General features: G+C 67.9%; 18 protein-coding genes and 1 pseudogene. 8 read left to right on the top strand and 11 right to left on the bottom strand.

Going from position 1 to position 15,920, the window contains the following annotated elements:
- The 4 genes from E6J59_00695 to E6J59_00680 form a co-directional block, all read right to left on the bottom strand.
- A partial coding sequence (locus E6J59_00695) for a chaperonin GroEL (protein TMB24226.1) occupies positions 1–1,031 on the bottom strand: 1,031 nt, incomplete at its 3' end.
- Between the two features lie 12 nt (positions 1,032–1,043).
- Positions 1,044–1,211, bottom strand: a complete 168-nt coding sequence (locus tag E6J59_00690; protein ID TMB24225.1) for a hypothetical protein — start codon at positions 1,209–1,211, stop codon at positions 1,044–1,046.
- Positions 1,212–2,403: 1,192 nt separating this feature from the next.
- Positions 2,404–2,718, bottom strand: coding sequence for an RNA-binding protein (locus E6J59_00685; protein TMB24224.1), 315 nt, complete (start codon positions 2,716–2,718; stop codon positions 2,404–2,406).
- A 456-nt stretch (positions 2,719–3,174) separates the two neighbouring features.
- Positions 3,175–3,396 (bottom strand): hypothetical protein, encoded by a 222-nt coding sequence (locus tag E6J59_00680; GenBank protein TMB24223.1) that lies wholly within the window; start codon positions 3,394–3,396, stop codon positions 3,175–3,177.
- A gap of 643 nt (positions 3,397–4,039) precedes the next feature.
- On the opposite strand from E6J59_00680, the gene E6J59_00675 reads away from it, so the two are divergent.
- A complete protein-coding gene (locus E6J59_00675) occupies positions 4,040–4,795 on the top strand; it encodes a slipin family protein (GenBank protein ID TMB24222.1) in 756 nt (251 codons plus the stop codon).
- A 4-nt stretch (positions 4,796–4,799) separates the two neighbouring features.
- A pseudogene (locus tag E6J59_00670) lies at positions 4,800–4,907 on the top strand (tRNA preQ1(34) S-adenosylmethionine ribosyltransferase-isomerase QueA).
- 136 nt (positions 4,908–5,043) lie between these two features.
- Here E6J59_00670 and E6J59_00665 read toward each other — a convergent pair.
- Positions 5,044–5,976 carry a hypothetical protein gene (locus E6J59_00665; GenBank protein ID TMB24221.1) on the bottom strand — a complete coding sequence of 311 codons (933 nt, stop codon included), beginning with the start codon at positions 5,974–5,976 and terminating at the stop codon, positions 5,044–5,046.
- Positions 5,966–6,163, bottom strand: coding sequence for a hypothetical protein (locus tag E6J59_00660; GenBank protein TMB24220.1), 198 nt, complete (start codon positions 6,161–6,163; stop codon positions 5,966–5,968). The genes E6J59_00665 and E6J59_00660 overlap by 11 nt, the downstream gene beginning before the upstream one ends.
- A gap of 310 nt (positions 6,164–6,473) precedes the next feature.
- Between E6J59_00660 and E6J59_00655 the strand changes: the two genes are divergently transcribed.
- Both E6J59_00655 and E6J59_00650 read left to right on the top strand, forming a co-directional pair.
- Entirely contained in the window at positions 6,474–6,899 is a 426-nt protein-coding gene (locus E6J59_00655; protein TMB24219.1) for a hypothetical protein, read from the top strand.
- Positions 6,900–7,347: 448 nt separating this feature from the next.
- Positions 7,348–7,668 carry a GIY-YIG nuclease family protein gene (locus E6J59_00650; GenBank protein TMB24218.1) on the top strand — a complete coding sequence of 107 codons (321 nt, stop codon included), beginning with the start codon at positions 7,348–7,350 and terminating at the stop codon, positions 7,666–7,668.
- Between the two features lie 457 nt (positions 7,669–8,125).
- Here the strand turns inward: E6J59_00650 and E6J59_00645 are convergent, their stop codons facing one another.
- Positions 8,126–8,344 (bottom strand): hypothetical protein, encoded by a 219-nt coding sequence (locus E6J59_00645; protein TMB24217.1) that lies wholly within the window; start codon positions 8,342–8,344, stop codon positions 8,126–8,128.
- Between the two features lie 1,057 nt (positions 8,345–9,401).
- Here E6J59_00645 and E6J59_00640 point away from each other — a divergent pair.
- Positions 9,402–9,596 carry a hypothetical protein gene (locus E6J59_00640; protein ID TMB24216.1) on the top strand — a complete coding sequence of 65 codons (195 nt, stop codon included), beginning with the start codon at positions 9,402–9,404 and terminating at the stop codon, positions 9,594–9,596.
- A gap of 124 nt (positions 9,597–9,720) precedes the next feature.
- Here E6J59_00640 and E6J59_00635 read toward each other — a convergent pair whose 3' ends face one another.
- The 4 genes from E6J59_00635 to E6J59_00620 all read right to left on the bottom strand — a co-directional run bounded on the left by E6J59_00635 (position 9,721) and on the right by E6J59_00620 (position 13,241).
- Positions 9,721–10,437 (bottom strand): hypothetical protein, encoded by a 717-nt coding sequence (locus E6J59_00635; GenBank protein TMB24215.1) that lies wholly within the window; start codon positions 10,435–10,437, stop codon positions 9,721–9,723.
- A gap of 370 nt (positions 10,438–10,807) precedes the next feature.
- Positions 10,808–11,113 (bottom strand): hypothetical protein, encoded by a 306-nt coding sequence (locus E6J59_00630; protein ID TMB24214.1) that lies wholly within the window; start codon positions 11,111–11,113, stop codon positions 10,808–10,810.
- 552 nt (positions 11,114–11,665) lie between these two features.
- On the bottom strand, positions 11,666–12,718 hold the full coding sequence (locus tag E6J59_00625) for a hypothetical protein (protein ID TMB24213.1): 1,053 nt from the start codon (positions 12,716–12,718) through the stop codon (positions 11,666–11,668).
- Between the two features lie 205 nt (positions 12,719–12,923).
- Positions 12,924–13,241 (bottom strand): hypothetical protein, encoded by a 318-nt coding sequence (locus E6J59_00620; GenBank protein TMB24212.1) that lies wholly within the window; start codon positions 13,239–13,241, stop codon positions 12,924–12,926.
- Positions 13,242–13,376: 135 nt separating this feature from the next.
- On the opposite strand from E6J59_00620, the gene E6J59_00615 reads away from it, so the two are divergent.
- From E6J59_00615 to E6J59_00605, 3 genes are all read left to right on the top strand, one after another.
- A complete protein-coding gene (locus E6J59_00615; GenBank protein ID TMB24211.1) occupies positions 13,377–14,468 on the top strand; it encodes a response regulator in 1,092 nt (363 codons plus the stop codon).
- Positions 14,468–15,565 (top strand): aldo/keto reductase, encoded by a 1,098-nt coding sequence (locus tag E6J59_00610; GenBank protein TMB24210.1) that lies wholly within the window; start codon positions 14,468–14,470, stop codon positions 15,563–15,565. The genes E6J59_00615 and E6J59_00610 overlap by 1 nt, the downstream gene beginning before the upstream one ends.
- A gap of 182 nt (positions 15,566–15,747) precedes the next feature.
- Positions 15,748–15,920: ATP:cob(I)alamin adenosyltransferase (locus tag E6J59_00605; protein TMB24209.1), on the top strand; the 173-nt coding region annotated here is incomplete at its 3' end.

Raw genomic sequence — 15,920 nt, 5'->3', positions numbered from 1 at the left:
CCCTCGATGTCGGCCTTCTTGCCGGCGCCGTCGATCAGCGTCGTGTTGTCCTTGTCGATCACGATCCGCTTGCAGCGGCCGAGCTCCTTCAGCGTGACGTTCTCGAGCTTCAGCCCGAGCTCCTCGGCGATCAGGCGGCCGCCGGACAGGACCGCGATGTCCTCGAGCATGGCCTTGCGCCGGTCGCCGAAGCCGGGCGCCTTCACCGCGCAGCAGGCGAACGTGCCACGGAGCTTGTTGACGACCAGCGTTGCCAGCGCCTCGCCCTCGATCTCCTCGGCGATGACGAGGAGCGGCTTCCCGGAGCGCGCCACCTGCTCCAGCAACGGAAGCAGGTCCTTCATGACCGATATCTTCTTCTCGTGGATGAGGATGTAGGCGTCCTCGAGCACCGCCTCCATGCGGTCGGCATCGGTCACGAAGTAGGCGGAGAGGTAGCCGCGGTCGAACTGCATGCCCTCGACAACCTCGAGCTGGGTGTCGAGGCTCTTGGCCTCCTCGACGGTGATGACGCCCTCCTTCCCCACCTTCTCCATCGCCTCGGCGATCAAGTCGCCGATCGCGCGGTCGCCGTTGGCCGACACGATGCCAACCTGGGCGATCTCGGCCTTGCTCTTGGTCGACTTGGAGAGCTTCTTCAGCTCCTCGACGACCGCCGTGACGGCCCGGTCAACGCCACGCTTGAGGCTCATCGGGTCGTGGCCGGCCGCCACCAGCTTGGCGCCCTCCGTGAAGAGGGCACGCGCCAGCACGGTGGCCGTGGTGGTGCCGTCGCCTGCCACGTCGGAGGTCTTGGAGGCGACCTCCTTCACCATCTGTGCGCCCATGTTCTCGAACTTGTCGGCGAGCTCGATCTCCTTCGCGACCGTCACGCCGTCCTTGGTCACGGTGGGGGCGCCCCACGACTTCTCGAGCACCACGTTGCGCCCGCGCGGCCCCAACGTCACCGTGACCGCATCGGCGAGGATGTTGACGCCGCGCAGCACCTTGGTCCGCGCGTCCGCGCTGAACAGTACCAACTTTCCCGCCATCGCTCGGTCCTCCTATCCCTCGATGACTCCGAGGATGTCCTCCTCGCGGAGGATCAGGTGCTCCTCGCTGTCGCGCGTGATCTCGGTGCCGGCGTACTTGCCGAACAGTACCCGGTCGCCGGCCTTCACGTCGAGCGTCAGGACCTTGCCGTCCTCCGTCTTACCGGGACCGACTGCCATCCTGCTCCTCGATGCGCTTGACGATCACTCTGTCCTCCAGAAGGCGAACCCGCGTCGCCATAAACGATGCGTCTCCTCCCGGGCAGGACCCTCGGGCCGGACCCCCCCCGGCCCTTCTGAATTCAAACTGAACCACCATCCTCGTGACACCCGCTTGACGGCACCCGACCTAGGCGCCTAGCGTACGCGCTACTTTGTTCGCAACCGCCTTGGGGAGGTGCTGGCTATGCGCCTCGTGCACTTTGCTCTCGTGGAAATGTTGCTTGTCACGACGGCGTCGTTGGCTGCCCAGCAAAGCTGCGACGAACAGATGAGCATCAAACGTTGCGAGGCGATCCTGCCTCCCCTTCGGCCCAACCTTCAGCCGCCTTGCCGTTGTATCTGTCAGAACGTGACGAGCCGCGAGAGAGGACCCGACAACAAACCACACTGTGCCTCGTTGTGTGACTGTTCGCTCAACTGCCACTTCGAGGACTAGTAACCCGGTCACTGGCCTACGTGTAGGGGTTCAGCCGACATTTTCCAGATGGACGGGGCGAAGCCCCCTTCACAAGCATTGGCGAGCGCCTCACTCGCGATTCCTAACGCGGTCATCGGTCTTGCTTCGAGACGCGGTCGGCTTCGAGACAGCGCGCGTTCGCCTGCCGTTGCCCCTCGCGGAATTCGGCCCAGAAGCGTCGGCGATGCTCGACCACGCGACGGGTCTCTCCATCCAACGTTGTTCCACCTTCACCGGGTTCTGCGGTCCTTGACTTCCCGCCCCACAGCCGCCCCCGATCGCGGATCCGTGCACGATGCAGATAATCCCACACCCTCATGAGCGCTTACCTCGCTGCGTCTGCATTCATCGAAGGGCCTCGGTGCCACGTCAGGTCAACCGCTCAGCCGCGCGAAGCCGGGTGGTCGCCATCCGGCATCGTAGCAAGCGGTACACGTGGGGAACACGCTCGGTGGCCCATCGGTGTGGCCGACGAGCCCCCACGTTTCGCGTCGAAGAGCCTCATCGAGAGGATGGGCATGGCCGACCTCGGTAGGAATCGACGTCCCGCAATGTGCACAGAGGGTACGAAGGGCGCGGTTGCCTTCGGCCCGAAAGGCACTGCCCTTAGTCGCCATCGACGTACCTCTCTCTCTTTTCCTCTTGCATCAGGACTTCACATCGCTAACACGGCGACGGAACCGTGGTGGTTCACTACCAGCGATTGCGTCCGTCGCCGACGACGTCCCAACCGCGTGGCGGATTCCCCCGGCTGCCACCGTCGCTCCGCGGACGGGCCCGGCTGACGTTGATGCTCCGTCCCTTCAGGTCGGTGCCATCCAGCCCCTGAATCGCCGCCACCGCGTGCGCCTGCCACGGCATCTCAATGAAGCTAACGCTCTTCGATCTGCCATTCGACCTGTCCATCACGATGTCCGCGGAACTCACCGGGCCGTAGGCCGCGAAGGCCTCACGGAGATCGCTCTGCGTCACTTCGAACGACAGATTGTCGACGAATAGCCTCGTCATTTTCATGCTCTCCTTGTCGCCGCGTCCCAGAGGTTCCCCACACCCGAGTAGCGTGGCGCATCGCCATCCCAGCGGACGACCGCAGGCGTGGATCGACGCCGGAACATCCTTCGCAGTCCGAGGAGCGGTAGGAAGAGCAACACCGTGAGCCCCACGTACCCCGCCATCACCAGGATGCCCAACAGCACCAGGCGGCTGCCTCGGAGGCTAATCATTCTCTCGCGGAGCGGCGAATAGCGATCCATGGAGATCACGCCAGCCCCAGGCTCATGGCGAGCGGCTTGGGGATGACGACCTTGCCGCGGCGCGCTCGGGACCACGCGCCGGTGCTCCCCACCCGGGACAAGGAACGGCGGCACCGCCACCTGCTCGTTCACCAGGTACGTCAGCCCGGCGTCCCCCGCCATCAGCACATGGGGGAAGGTAACGCGGTCGCCCGTCCCCACTGCGAGCGGATCAGTCATGGAGCCCTTGGAAGGGGACCAAGCCCTGCTCGACGGCGAACGGCCGCTTGAGCACGACGGTCCCTACATCGCCCTGGCGCGCGACGGTGCTGCCCGGCTGGAACTGGGTCGGGGCGATCCAGCGGTGCTGATTCCCCATCCGGCAGAGCAGCGCCCCGTCTGTCTGCCGCATCACGGTCACGCCCCGAATCTCGATCGTGTCCTCGTACTGCATGGCGGTCCCCTTTCGGAGTCCGCGCCGAGCACACGTGGCAAAGGGGAAGTACCCTGCCGTCGTCGCGCTGCGGGGCTGAGAACGGGCTCGCACTGAGTCTGGTCCCAATCAGCTCCCGCGTCAACCTGATCCACTACCACGCTCCGGGTCGGGTAGTGGTGTAGTTTGAGCTGGTGGGCGGTAAGGTCGGGTCCGCCGTGTTCCGGGGGCACAAGGAGACTCTGACCGCACCCTTTGCTGGAGCGGCGCTGCGGCTTCTTACCTGCGCCGTGTATCGGTGACTTCATGGTCGACCGAGTGGAACGAGGCGAACGCGAAATGGAGGACGAAGGCGCACCGCCTCCGCCGGAGCCCATGCCCTCGCCACCGCAGGAACCGTCCGAGCCGCAACAGCCTACGGATGACCAACCCGCTGCTTGATTCCAAGTGACTTACTACCCGGAGCGTGGTCTCGACAGGGAGCGTCCAACGCCGGCATTACGTCGCCGCCCCTATCACAGGCGTCGGCCAACTTCGGGAATCGCGGAAGAACTCGGGCGGGGAGTGAACGCCTGAGCGCTACATCAAGAACCTGGTCAGCGTCTTCCGGCTCCGGCCGCGGGTGCGGCGCGCCCGACCCGAGAGCCGCTGAAGGGAGGCAGCGATGCTTGGTGCATGGGCCGCAATGGCCATCTTGGCGGCGTTCGTGCTGAGCGGGCTCAAGGTCCTGCGCGAGTACCAGCGCGCGGTCGTCTTCCGGCTGGGGCGGGTCGTCGGGGCGCGCGGGCCGGGGATCATCTACGTGATCCCGGGCATCGAAAAAGCGATCCGCATCGACCTGCGCACGATCACGATGAACATCCCGTCGCAGGACGTGATCACCAAGGACAACGTCTCGTTGAAGGTGAGTGCGGTCCTCTACTTCCGGGTGGTCGATCCCAACCGGGCCGTAGTCGCGGTGCAGAACTACCTCTTCGCCACGTCCCAGAATGCGCAGACCACGCTGCGCAGCGTGTGCGGCGAGGCGGAGCTCGACCAGCTCCTCGCCGAGCGCGAGAAGATCAACGCGCACCTGCAGTCGATCATCGACCAGCACACCGAGCCGTGGGGCATCAAGGTAGTGCAGGTGGCGATCAAGTGCATCGATCTGCCCGAGGAGATGCGACGGGTGATGGCCCACCAGGCCGAGGCCGAGCGCGAGCGGCGCGCCAAGGTCATCGCCGCCGAGGGCGAGTACCAGGCAGCGCAGCGGCTCGCCGATGCCGCCGCGATCATGGCGAAGGAGCCGATCGCCCTCCAGCTCCGCTTCCTGCAGACCCTCGTGGAGATCGCTTCGGAGAACAACTCGACGACCATCTTCCCGGTGCCGATCGACATTCTGAAGCCGCTGCTCCGCGGGGCGGGCGACCGTACGACGTAGCGCGGTGCGACTGGTCGATCTCGACGACCCGCTGCCGCCCGAGTTGATCGCGCAGGAACCAGCGCCCGAACGCAGCGCGGCGCGACCCGTCGTCCTCGACCGGGGCACCGGAGGCTACCGCCACCTCCGGGTGAGCGACCTTCCGGGGGTGCCTCAAGCTGGGGGAGCTGCTCGTGCTGAACGACCCGCGGTCCCGCCCCGGCGCCCGAGTGGCGGGCGGCTCGAGGTTCTCTCCGTCCGACCGTGCCTCAGTGCCCGGGGACTGTAGAGTGCCCTTCGCCACTCACGCCGCCCAGGTCCTTCAGGTTGAGAAACGGGACCGCCCCGCCGCCAGTGAACTGCGGCAGCGTGCCGTTCCAACGCTCGATCGCCTTGTTCTGGATGAGCAGGGGCGTGAGCGCCTCCTGCAGGAGCTTGTTGGCCTCGGCCTGCGCCTTGGCCTTCACGAGCGTCGCCTGCGCGTCGCCCTCGGCCTCGGCGACCTTCGCCTTCGCAAGAGTCTGCTGGCGCTGCAGCTCGTACTCCGCCTGCTGGGCCTGCTGCTGGGCCGCCATCTTCTGCTGCATTTGCTGCTCGATCGCGTCCGGCAGGTGGCTCGCGCCGAGGTTCACCTTGTCGACCACGAACCCCATCTTGTTCATCTCGTGCTGTAAGTTGTCCTGGATCTGCCCCTGCAGCTGGCCGCGCTGGTTGGAGATCAGGTCGGTGAGCGACATCTGCCCGGCGGCGTTCTGCGCCGTGGTGATGATCGTGCGCCGGATGAAGGTCGACTCGATGTCGCCGATCTCAGCGCCGCGGAAGGACCGGAAGACGTCCGCGGCCTTCTCCTGGCTCGTGTTGTAGGTGACCGAGATGTCCTGGCGGATGTGCTGGCCCTCCTTGGTCGGGAGGTCGAGCGAGTCGTCACCCTGGACGGTGCCCTCCGCGCTGCGGCGCACCATGGTGTAGGTGCGCAGCGCCACCGGGTACGACTGCACCTGCGTGACCCAGGGGATGCGCCACGCCACCCCTTGCCCCACCGTCTTGAGCGCCCCCGACCAGCGATTGAACACGACGCCTACGTTACCGGGCTGGATGATCGTGAAGGAGCCGTAGACGACCGCTACGAGGACGAGGATGCCGCCCAGTACGATGCCGCTCGACACGAGCGCCGGCGCGTTGACTCGCTCCTCACCGCTCATGACCGTCCTCCCGTGCGACGCGGCCGTCCCGTCGTTGCCCCAGCACGACCACCCGCGCGCGCCGGCTCGCCTCCGGGGGACGGAGGCGGCGGGCGAGCCAGCCCTCGAGCCGGCGCCGGAGGGGGCCGAGGAGCCAGAAGAGCCCAGCCACCAAGGCAGCCAGGACCAGCGCCTCGGCAACCTGCATGGTCGCGCTGCTTATACGCCCGCGTGCCCAAGCCGCCAATCGACGACGCGGTGCACCGGCCGGGCCCTACGAGCGGCTTCGCGGGGGCTGGGACGCCTCGCTGATCTACCCGTGTCGAGCGTGACGACATCTTCTTGAGCGACCAGTGGTAACCGCTCCATCTCACCACGGACTTCGGGGAGGCGGTCCACCGCGACCTCGGCGGGGAGGCGGGAATCAGATGAGTTCAGGCGGCGCAGAGTTGCGATTGCGGCCGGCGCGTGATGGCACCCTCGGACGGTTGATGAGCACTCGGACGAGGCAGCGAAGGTTGAGGAAGCGGACGCGGGAGATGGAGGAGCGAATTGCCCGCCTCGGACCGCCGCCCGTCGGCGTTTCCGCGCAGCCCGGGAAGTGCATCTACACGTGTGCGCGCGACGCGACGACTGACGACGACATCCCACCGAAGGGACTCCTCGGAGGCCTCCCCGGGCCGCGTCTGACGGTCCCGAGCTGCCAGCCCTGCAACGGCGGCTCGTCGAAGGATGACGCCTACTTCATCCAGAGGGTCGCCCCGAACATCGAGTCAGGCGGTCACTCTGCGGCGCGCGCCGTGTGGGAGAAGCACCACCGTGGGCTCCAGGACCCTAGGGCCGCCCGCTTCAAGCGGGCGCTCTTCGCTGACCTGGCGCGGCTGACCGTCGTTGACGCGATCCCGTTGAAGCCATTGCGGGCGCCGATACCGAGCAACCCGTAAATCGGCGGCATGCTGCCGTTTGTCCGGTTGCCGCTCGTCGGCTCCGTGCTCAGCACCTACGCGATCATCCGGACGGCGTACATCTTCGGGGTCCCCGGCCGGTAATGTCCTAATTTGAAGGCTTGGGCGGCAGGTAGTCGGCGCAGTCGCACTCGCGGGGCGCGGGAACCTGCGGCATGACGCCCGGCACGGCGTTCGCGCTCGCGATCGTTGTCGTGCGGTGCCATTGGTGCCCGCATTCGAGCCGATGACATGAGATCGCTTCCGGCGACCTCGGACCGATGCTCCTTGACTGCCTTGTCTCTCTCTTATCGGCAGGTCCGCAGATGTCACAGGTCATTACGATCCTCCCTTCGCGTCTCAGGCCTTGGGTAAGGGCAGAGTTCGCTGACCGTTCGGTTGTGCTACACTCGACTAGCAAAGTGGCCATCCCCAAAGGAGGAGATACATGCCACTCACGGCGGCACCTTGGTGGTATTTCAGCCGCGGCACGGTGGAGTCGGACAGGGACGATCCGGGTGTGTACGAGATCGGCAACGCCAGCGACAGCGTCGTCTACATCGGCAGCTCGGACGCCTTGAGGCGGCGGTTGAAGGAGCATCTGAGCGAGTCAGGCACCTGCATCCGCAAGAACACCGTCAGATACCGTATCGAATACACCAAGGACTACCAGGCTCGCGAGCGGCAACTCTACGACGAGCACGTCAAGATTCACGGCGAGCCGCCCCAGTGCAACGAACCGCCAGCCCTAGTGCCGGGTTCTCTCTGAGGCTCGACCAGTCGAAACAGTGCCCGTCGGTATGGCGGGAACGCGGACGCGGCGGTCGCGAGCAGTGTGAACAGGGCGAGGAGGAGCGCGACCGGCGATAGCTGGCCTCCTCGCCTGGCCGTGGAAGGTCATGGTCGGTCACGGGCTCGCACAGGGGCAGGTCTCGCGACCAAGCGCTCACGAGTCCGCGCGGCCCGACTCGGACCGCCGCCCGTCTTCGGGGTGTACCGTTTCATCTGCCTGATCAAACGCGCGTTCGTCACCGCCACGCTCCTCGTCGCCTACATCGTGCGGGTTGCGGCAATCGTCAGACCATCGCCGTGAGCGCGTGGAGGGGCCGAACTCGGACCACGCCTGGTACACCACCGACCGCGCCATTCCACAGAGAGACGGTGACGGCCTGTGCCATGATGCCTGGTGCCCCGGAAAGCATGGGACGGCGCGGAGCCTCTGCGCCTTACGCTGCCTTGGGTGCGCCGCGCTCCTGGTAGCGCTGACTGCTTCGGAGCGACGGCAGCCGTTTCCAGGTCTGGCGCGCCGTGTCGAGGAGCGAGCGCCCGATGACCACGGCAGCGCCCAGCGCGACGTACCCAGCAACCATCGCCACCGAGCTGGCCTCGTCGGCGAGCCGGGAGATCAGCCCCAAGCCTTCGCTTGCAACGTCATTCGCGTTCATGGTGCCCTCCGTAGTGTCTTGGAGCGAGGTCGACGGGCAATGAGGGTCCAGGGGGCGGAGCTGTGGCCCCCACCGCATCGGACTCTCCAATCATGAGGAGGCGCGAGACCGTGCGAGCGCTGGCCGGGGGCGTTCAGTGACCGAGGCCGCCGGGCTCTGACGGAACCAGCTCACGAAGAGACGAAGAACGACAGGAGCGAACCGAACTGCGACGGTGGTCGCTCAAGTTCGAAGGTGAAGCGCTCCTCAAACCGGCCGTCCCCGAAGCGACAGATCATCTCCTCGGGACTCACCACGCGGATCACGATGGCCCGGTTGCCGGTCAAGCGCTCTGCCACGATGTCACCAGGTTGCGGCATAGCGGGTCGCTCGTTCACGTCACAACCAAGCTAGCACGAGATCACCCCCGTAGCTCGCGCGTCCTCCGGGAGAACGAGCCAATAAACTTGGGAGTGCGTGACTTCTGACGGGGGAGAGGCAGTGCGAGCAGACCCTGACCGCTCGGTCGGGCCAGGAGAGGCAACCAGCGATCCGGAACTCAACCTTCCCGTTAGGCGCAACGCCGCGAAGATGCTCGCCGCGAAAGCAGCCGTGCGGCCCGAACTGAAGGGGCGGGCATGCGGACGGGGGAGGCGGTTCCACCCGACCTCGGCGGCGAGGGCGCGGCATTGCATCCGTTTGGCATCGCGGTAATGGTCTTCTACACGAAATCGCAATGCGGACACGAAGGAAGCGGGCTGGGCTCGGTGTTCCGGTGCATTCGCTGTCCGCTGGATGGTTGGAAGTGCACAGTGGATCACGGGTGGCGACAGGTTCTCCACAGTCTGTGGAAAAGTTTCCTATCTGTTGAATCGCCCCTCCAACTCGCCGGCCGCCAGCGCGAATGCCGCCGTTGGTGCTGTCCTAATTCCAGTGTGCCTCTTGCGGCGCTTCGCAGAAGGGTCTACTTGTCCACAGCGAAGTTCGTTTCAAGCCCGCCAGCGCGGCGTGGGAGTGGTCGGGGGTGGCTACGTGGTGCGCTCCCTACGTGTGCCGGACGCGGACTCCAGAGGTTCCCATGGAGCACTTCGTCTGGTTCGAGGACGTCCACGTGGTGCAGGAGCGCCTACGGCTCATGTGCGTCGTGGCGGGCCGCGTCGTCCCGCTCCCGGTCGTCATCCTGCACCCGGACTGCACGTTGGCCGGCGACGGCGACGTCGGGCGCCTCGGCGTGCCGAGGTGGTGGGCGGAGCAACGCGGGCTCTGCGCCTAACCGCCCGCCCGCTCGCATTGGGCGCGGTGCCCGCGATCACGTGGCGCAGCCGAGTCGGTTGGGACGTCGTGGCGCGGGAGGCGAGCGCGCGGCGGTAAGTTACCGGGCGCTGCGCGGCGGTGCGCTAGTTTGCAGCGAGGGCGCGCCGCCTGCGCCGACGACCGTTCCCCGAGGCCGCCTGGCCGCGCACGGGCGATGCGCTAGCCTGACGAGGCGGAGCGACGCCGGGCCCGCCGGGCGTGTCCGGCTCGGGCTCCGCCCCGAGCTTCCTTCGCGCCGCCAGCAGCTTCGCGAGCCGCAGCTCGTGCTTACTGGCCCGCTTCGTCAGTTTCTCGGCCTCATCACGCAGGGACCAGTAGAGCCGAGCGAGTCCGCGGCGCCAGGCCAGGGCCACCAGCGACTCCACGAACGGGGAGACGTGCGCTCTCTGTTCGGGACCCGCCCGCCGCGTCAGCATGGCGGGAGGCGCGCCGAGCAGCCTGGGGAGTTCACGCAGGATCGTGGCGTCCCCACTCTTCTTGACTCGCGGTGGGAGGCCATCACGCTTACAGGCGGCGGTCAGGTAGTCGTTCAGGCGGTCTCGCGCCCACGCGTCCAGTTTCCGCGCGGCGTCCCGAGCCGCCTGTAGTTTGTCCTGGACGAAGGCGATCTCAGAGTCGAGGTACCTCAGCCCAGCCCTGCGGAACGCTGGGGTGCGGCTCGGCGGTAGCTCATCACGGGAAAGCTCCGCGACGAGGGCCAAGGTGTCCCGCCGCGCCTTCCCGCCCTCCTTCCGAGCCTCCGCGACCTGGAGGGCTACGATCCCCGCCCGGCGCGTCGGCGTCGCGCAGAAGTAGGCCACGGGCGCGCATACCCTCGGCGCCCCCGGGATGCAAGGTCGGGGATAGTGCGTGCACCACGCAGGTCGGGGCGGAGCAGGCACTACCAAGGTCCCTCAGCGCCCGCCGGTAGTGCCTGCACGTTACGCGGCTTGTGAGTGCCGGCACTACTTATCTAAGCGCGCACCGAAGGGAAAATCTTTTCTACCACTTGACACGACCGCACGCGCTTCCGCTACACTCAAAGATGGACGCGTAACAAAGGGGTGGTGGCGATGACGGCAGGGAAGAAGCTGATGGTGCGGCACAGTGTGGCGAGTCGGTGGTCCCACTCAAGCACCTCGCGCCGGAACTGCGGGTCGGCCCAGCGCAGGTCGTACCGCATGACATGGTTCAGCCGGCTTGCCCGGCGTTCCTCGAGCGCGCGCAGTGCGACCTCAGGTCCACGGCGGCGGCTCCTTCGCCTCCAGGGCTGCGACCCGCTCGGCCAGGTCGAGCAATTCGGCGCCCTTCGCGGCCTGCTCCAGGATACCGAGCGCCGCGCGCACCTGGACCGCCTGCGGCGCGTCGGCTGTGAGGTTGCGGCGGAGGGCCGCAACAGCCTCGGCGGTGGCCTGCTGCAAGCCCCCGATGGCAACCTCGACCACCTGCCGGCGAGCGAGGCGGTAGGCGGCGGCGAAGTCGGCCTCGGCGAGCCACCTCCGGAGCGTTCGCTCGCTAACGCCGACCACCTGTGCCGCGGTGGTGATGGTCGGCTGCTCCAACAACGCGACGATGGCCTGCTCGCGCTTGCGCGTGGCCTTCCCGCTCCCGGTCATCAGCGGTCACGAGCGGTCATGCCGGCTCGAAGGCACGTAGGCCTCCACGGAGTCGAGGCAGCTTGGTCCGCACCATCCCGCCACACGCCCCCGAGGTCGACGAGCAGCGCCTCCAACCCTTCGTGGAACGTCTGCCCGAGCGTCGGGTGGCCTTCGCGGGCAAGGCTCCGCCACCCGAGCGCCTGCACGTCCCGTTTGAGCGCGAAGATGCGGCTCTGTACGTAGGGCCTCGCGTGAGCTTCCAAGGGGGTAGTGTGGCCGTCATCGGGCGCCCCGACACGCGCACACTTCACGCACAGCCGCCGAAAAGTGCAAGCCAGACAAGGACTGTCCGGCGCGCGACGGATGTGTGGTCCGCAGTGCCCCGCAGCACGATTGGCCGATCAGCAATGACACGGACCCGTGGATGCGGATCGGCCCACGCGTTCGATTGTCAGCGTCCCTTCGGGCTCGACTTGGCCTGGCGCTGGTGCGGCCCGCACGGGGGCACCGGCTTGCCTTCGACAGCACCTCGCGCGCGCAAGAGTTGGACGACCGCCGCGTCCTTGACTTGAAGCGCTACGTCGAGCGGCGTGTGGCCGTCTTTGGTCGTGGCGTTGATCTCCGCGCCGCGGGCGAGCAGCAGCTTCGTCACGTCCGTTTTGCCGAAGCTGTCGGGGTGTACCGGGCAGTACGAGGCGGCCAGGTGCAGAGGCGTGGTACCGTCCGGGGTACGCGCATTGGGATCAGCCCCGTGGTCGAGTAGAAGTGCCGCGACATCGGCTCGCTCGCTGAGCGCGGCCATGTGCAGCGGCGTGCTCCCGTCGTTTGTTCGGATGGTCACGTCCGCTCCAGCAGCGAGCAGACGACGCACGACCTCGACGTGTCCGAGTGTTGCCGCGACCTCCAGCGGCGTGTCTCCCAAGAACTCATTCTGCACGTTGACGTCGGCACCGTGGTCGAGCAGCGTCTGGACGATCTGCTCGGAGCCCCTGAGCGCTGCCACATAGAGAGGAGTCCACCCCCACTTGTCTCGGGCGTTGACGTTCGCTCCTTTCGAGATGAGCAGGTCAGCCGTGGCGAGATTCGCGTCCGAGCGAGCCGCGGCCCACAGAGGCGTGTTGCCTGACGTGTCGCCGGTGTCCACGCCGGCACCCTGGGCGATCAGTAACGCCGCCGTACTGGTATGCCCGAAGGACGCTGCCAATTGGAGTGGCGTTAACGTATACTTTTCAGTACGTGCGTTCGGGTCGGCCCCGCTCTTGAGCAGCACCTCCACCACCGCGTCGTGTCCCTCTCGTGCTGCTTCGTGGAGCGGCGTCCGCCCCCACTTACCGCCTCCTTCGTCGATCCGATTCCCGGCCGCGAGCAGACTACGCACACGACCGACATCGCCGGCCGAAGCTGCGCGATAGAGCGGCGGGTCACGAAGGGTCGCGCAGCCCACGACCCCCAAGAGGAGCGCGATCAGAAGCCGCCGCATCACCAACCCGGGCATGGTGGGCATTGTCTTCCTGAATCCCGTGGGTCGCGAGCGGCGCCGGATGAGATCGATCGGGGCGTTTCGCCATGCGCCCTGCGTAGGGCCCGACCCAAGCGTCGGACCCTTTTGACCACGCCGAAAAGAACCCAGAGGATAAGAGCCAGGAGGACCCCGAGAATGCAGACTCAAGAACAGCTCGACTTCTGCGGGTGACCCTCCCCGTGGGAGACTACCCCCGTCGCTCCGCGCGCAGCGCGACGCGCACCGACTCCGCCGCCGCCTCGACCGCCGCGAGCGGCTCCGCGAGCACCGCCCTCGCCGCCGCGCCGCTGCGCTCGCGCCGCACGCGGTCGAGCGCGTCGAGGAAGGCCCGGTAGCGCACGCAGAGCGCATCCAGCGCGTCGAGCGAGGCAGGCGCCGCGCCGCCGCTCCGCGCCCGCGCCTCGCGCGCGAACGCCTCCGCGCGCTCGAGCGGATAGGTGAGCTCGGGCATGCTCTCGGCGGTGAGCCGCCCGCTCGCCACGAGGTCCGTGTGCTTGCGCGCCATGGCCACCAGCAACTCGGCGTGCGTCGCCGCGAGGCGCCCGTAGGTCCGCCAGAAGCAGCCGGCGAGCAGCGCGAGCGCCAGCGCCGCCTTGACCCTGGCCCCGCCGCCGCCTACGATCGCGCGTCTCGGTCCCGCATGGCTTCCGTCTCCCGTCTGCCGTCCATCTACTTCGAGAAGCTGCTCGAGAGCTCCCCGGACATCGTGGTCGCCGTCGATCGCCAGGGCACCATCACCTTCTACAACGACGGCGCGCGGCAGACCCTCGGCTACACGCCCGACGAGGTCCTCGGCCAGCACGTGACCCGCCTCTATCCCGATCTCGCCGAGGCCCGCAAGGTGATGGCGGCGATGCGCCAGGGGAAGAACTGTGAGACGACCTTCGTCATGAAGAGCGGCGCGAGGATCCCGGTGCTGATCGCCGGCTCGATCATCCGCGACGCCGAGGGCCACGAGCTCGGCTCGATCGGCTTCGCGAAGGACCTGCGCGAGATCCGCCGTCACGACCAGCTCGCCACCCTGGGCGAGGTGGCGATCGGCCTCGCGCACGAGATCAACAACCCGCTCGAGGTGATCGTCAACAACCTGAACCTGCTCGAAGCGCACGTGGCGCGCGTCACCTCGGACGAGGACTTCGTGGTCGAGGGGGAGCGCCTCGACTCGATCCACACGGCGCTCAAGCGCATCCAGCGCATCGTCAACCAGCTGACCGAGATGGCGCACGGCTCGGAGTACGCCACGCGCGAGTACCTCCCCGGCACGCAGATGACCGACCTCCGCGCCTGCGCGGGCGCCGACGGCGGGCGCGCGGCGGCACTCGAGCCGCACGACCCGGCGCTCAGCGGCATCCGCATCCTGGTCGTCGACGACGACCTCGGGGTGTGCCAATCGCTGCGCGATCTGCTCACGCAGGAGGGCTGCGAGGTGCTGGTCGCGACCGGCGGGCGCGAGGGGATCGCGCGCCTCGAGTCGACCGTCGTCGACCTCGTGCTGAGCGACGTCGTCATGCCCGACCTGGACGGCTACCAGTTCTTCCAGGAGGTCTCGCGGCGCTGGCCCGGCCTGCCGGTGGTGCTCATGACGGCGTTCCATTTCGACAAGGACCACATCATCAAGCGCAGCCGCATGGCCGGCCTCGAGGACGTCATCTACAAGAAGCCGATCGACCCTCCGCGCCTGCGCGAGATCATCAAGCGCCACGCGCGGCGCGCGCAGGCGGCCGCGGGCTGATGCCGGGCGCCACGGCGGCCGCTACGGCGGCCTATCGCGCGGCGTGCGCCGAGCTGCCGGGAGCACATTTCCGCCCGCTCGACGGCCTCGCCGTGTCCTCGATCGGCCTGGGGACCTATCTCGGCGAGGAGGACGACCCGATCGACCGCGGCTACGGGCAGGCGATCGTCGACGCCGCCAACTCCGGCTGCAACCTGCTCGACACCGCCATCAACTACCGCGCGCAGCGCAGCGAGCGGGTCATCGGCCAGGCCCTCGTCGCCCTCGAGCGCGAGGGCGGCTTCACGCGCGAGCAGTTCGTGGTGTGCACCAAGGGCGGCTACATCCCCTTCGACGGCGGCGTGCCGGTCGATCCCGGTCAGTACGTGCGCGACACCTACGTGCGGACCGGCATCCTCCAGCCCGAGGACGTGGTGGGCGGCGGGCACGCGATGACGCCGCGCTATCTCGAGGACCAGCTCGGGAGGAGCCTCGGCAACCTGGGCCTCGCCGGCGTCGACGTCTACTACGTGCACAACCCCGAGACGCAGCTCGGCAGCATTCCCCGCAAGGACTTCCTGGCCCGTATCCGCGCCGCCTTCGAGATGCTCGAGCGACAGGTGGCGGCCGGCCGCGTCGGACGCTTCGGCGTCGCCACCTGGAACGGCTTCCGCACCCGGCCCGACGCGCGCGAGCACCTCTCGCTCGCCGAGCTGGTGCGCGAGGCGGAGACGGTCGCGGGCCGCGGGCATCACTTCAGGGTGATCCAGCTCCCGTACAACCTGGCCATGCACGAGGCGTACTCGTCGGCCACGCAGGTCGTCGCGGGCGAGCGTCTGACGCCGCTCGAGGCGGCGGCCCGCTTCGGCATCGCGGTGATGGCGAGCGCGGCGATCCTCCAGGGGCAGCTCTCGCGCCGGCTGCCGCAGGCCATGGCCGACGCGTTCCCCGGGCTCCAGACCTGGGCCCAGCGCGCCCTCCAGTTCGTGCGCTCGACGCCGGGCATCACCGCCGCCCTCGTCGGCATGAGCCGGCGCGAGCACGTGGCCGAGAACCTCGCCGTCGCGCGCGCCGAGCCGAGCGAAGCCGGCGTCACCTCGCTCTTCCGGCAGGCCTAGGAGGCCGTCCGAGTAACCATGGCGGCTGCGGCGAACGATCCGGGGGCTGCGAGCGGCGTGCTCGCTCCTCCCTCCTGCGGCGTGCCTTCAGGCACGCCTCGTCGGTCGTCGCTGCGCTTGCCGCTCTCGCTCCCCGGCTCGTTCGCCTCGCTCACCCTGATTACTCGGACGGACTCCTAGCGATGGCGATCCGCATCACCCGCGTCTACACGCGCCGCGGCGACCAGGGCGAGACCGACCTGGTGGGCGGCTCGCGCGTCGCCAAGGACAGCCCGCGCATCGACGCCTACGGGACCGTCGACGAGCTGAACGCCGCCGTCGGCGTGGCGCGCGCGGTGAACGCGGCCGAGCACCG

The organism is Deltaproteobacteria bacterium (genome assembly GCA_005879795.1).
Classification (GTDB): domain Bacteria; phylum Desulfobacterota; class Binatia; order DP-6; family DP-6; genus DP-6.
This window is presented reverse-complemented; position numbering and strand designations above follow the sequence as displayed.

Bases quoted from the DNA above. Each gene is read 5' to 3' on its own strand.
- E6J59_00690 (TMB24225.1), bottom strand. From the start codon at position 1,211: ATGGCAGTCGGTCCCGGTAAGACGGAGGACGGCAAGGTCCTGACGCTC.
- E6J59_00685 (TMB24224.1), bottom strand. From the start codon at position 2,718: ATGACGAGGCTATTCGTCGACAATCTGTCGTTCGAAGTGACGCAGAGC.
- E6J59_00680 (TMB24223.1), bottom strand. From the start codon at position 3,396: ATGCAGTACGAGGACACGATCGAGATTCGGGGCGTGACCGTGATGCGG.
- E6J59_00675 (TMB24222.1), top strand. From the start codon at position 4,040: ATGCTTGGTGCATGGGCCGCAATGGCCATCTTGGCGGCGTTCGTGCTG.
- E6J59_00665 (TMB24221.1), bottom strand. From the start codon at position 5,976: ATGAGCGGTGAGGAGCGAGTCAACGCGCCGGCGCTCGTGTCGAGCGGC.
- E6J59_00660 (TMB24220.1), bottom strand. From the start codon at position 6,163: ATGCAGGTTGCCGAGGCGCTGGTCCTGGCTGCCTTGGTGGCTGGGCTC.
- E6J59_00650 (TMB24218.1), top strand. From the start codon at position 7,348: ATGCCACTCACGGCGGCACCTTGGTGGTATTTCAGCCGCGGCACGGTG.
- E6J59_00645 (TMB24217.1), bottom strand. From the start codon at position 8,344: ATGAACGCGAATGACGTTGCAAGCGAAGGCTTGGGGCTGATCTCCCGG.
- E6J59_00640 (TMB24216.1), top strand. From the start codon at position 9,402: ATGGAGCACTTCGTCTGGTTCGAGGACGTCCACGTGGTGCAGGAGCGC.
- E6J59_00625 (TMB24213.1), bottom strand. From the start codon at position 12,718: ATGCCCACCATGCCCGGGTTGGTGATGCGGCGGCTTCTGATCGCGCTC.
- E6J59_00620 (TMB24212.1), bottom strand. From the start codon at position 13,241: ATGGCGCGCAAGCACACGGACCTCGTGGCGAGCGGGCGGCTCACCGCC.
- E6J59_00615 (TMB24211.1), top strand. From the start codon at position 13,377: ATGGCTTCCGTCTCCCGTCTGCCGTCCATCTACTTCGAGAAGCTGCTC.
- E6J59_00610 (TMB24210.1), top strand. From the start codon at position 14,468: ATGCCGGGCGCCACGGCGGCCGCTACGGCGGCCTATCGCGCGGCGTGC.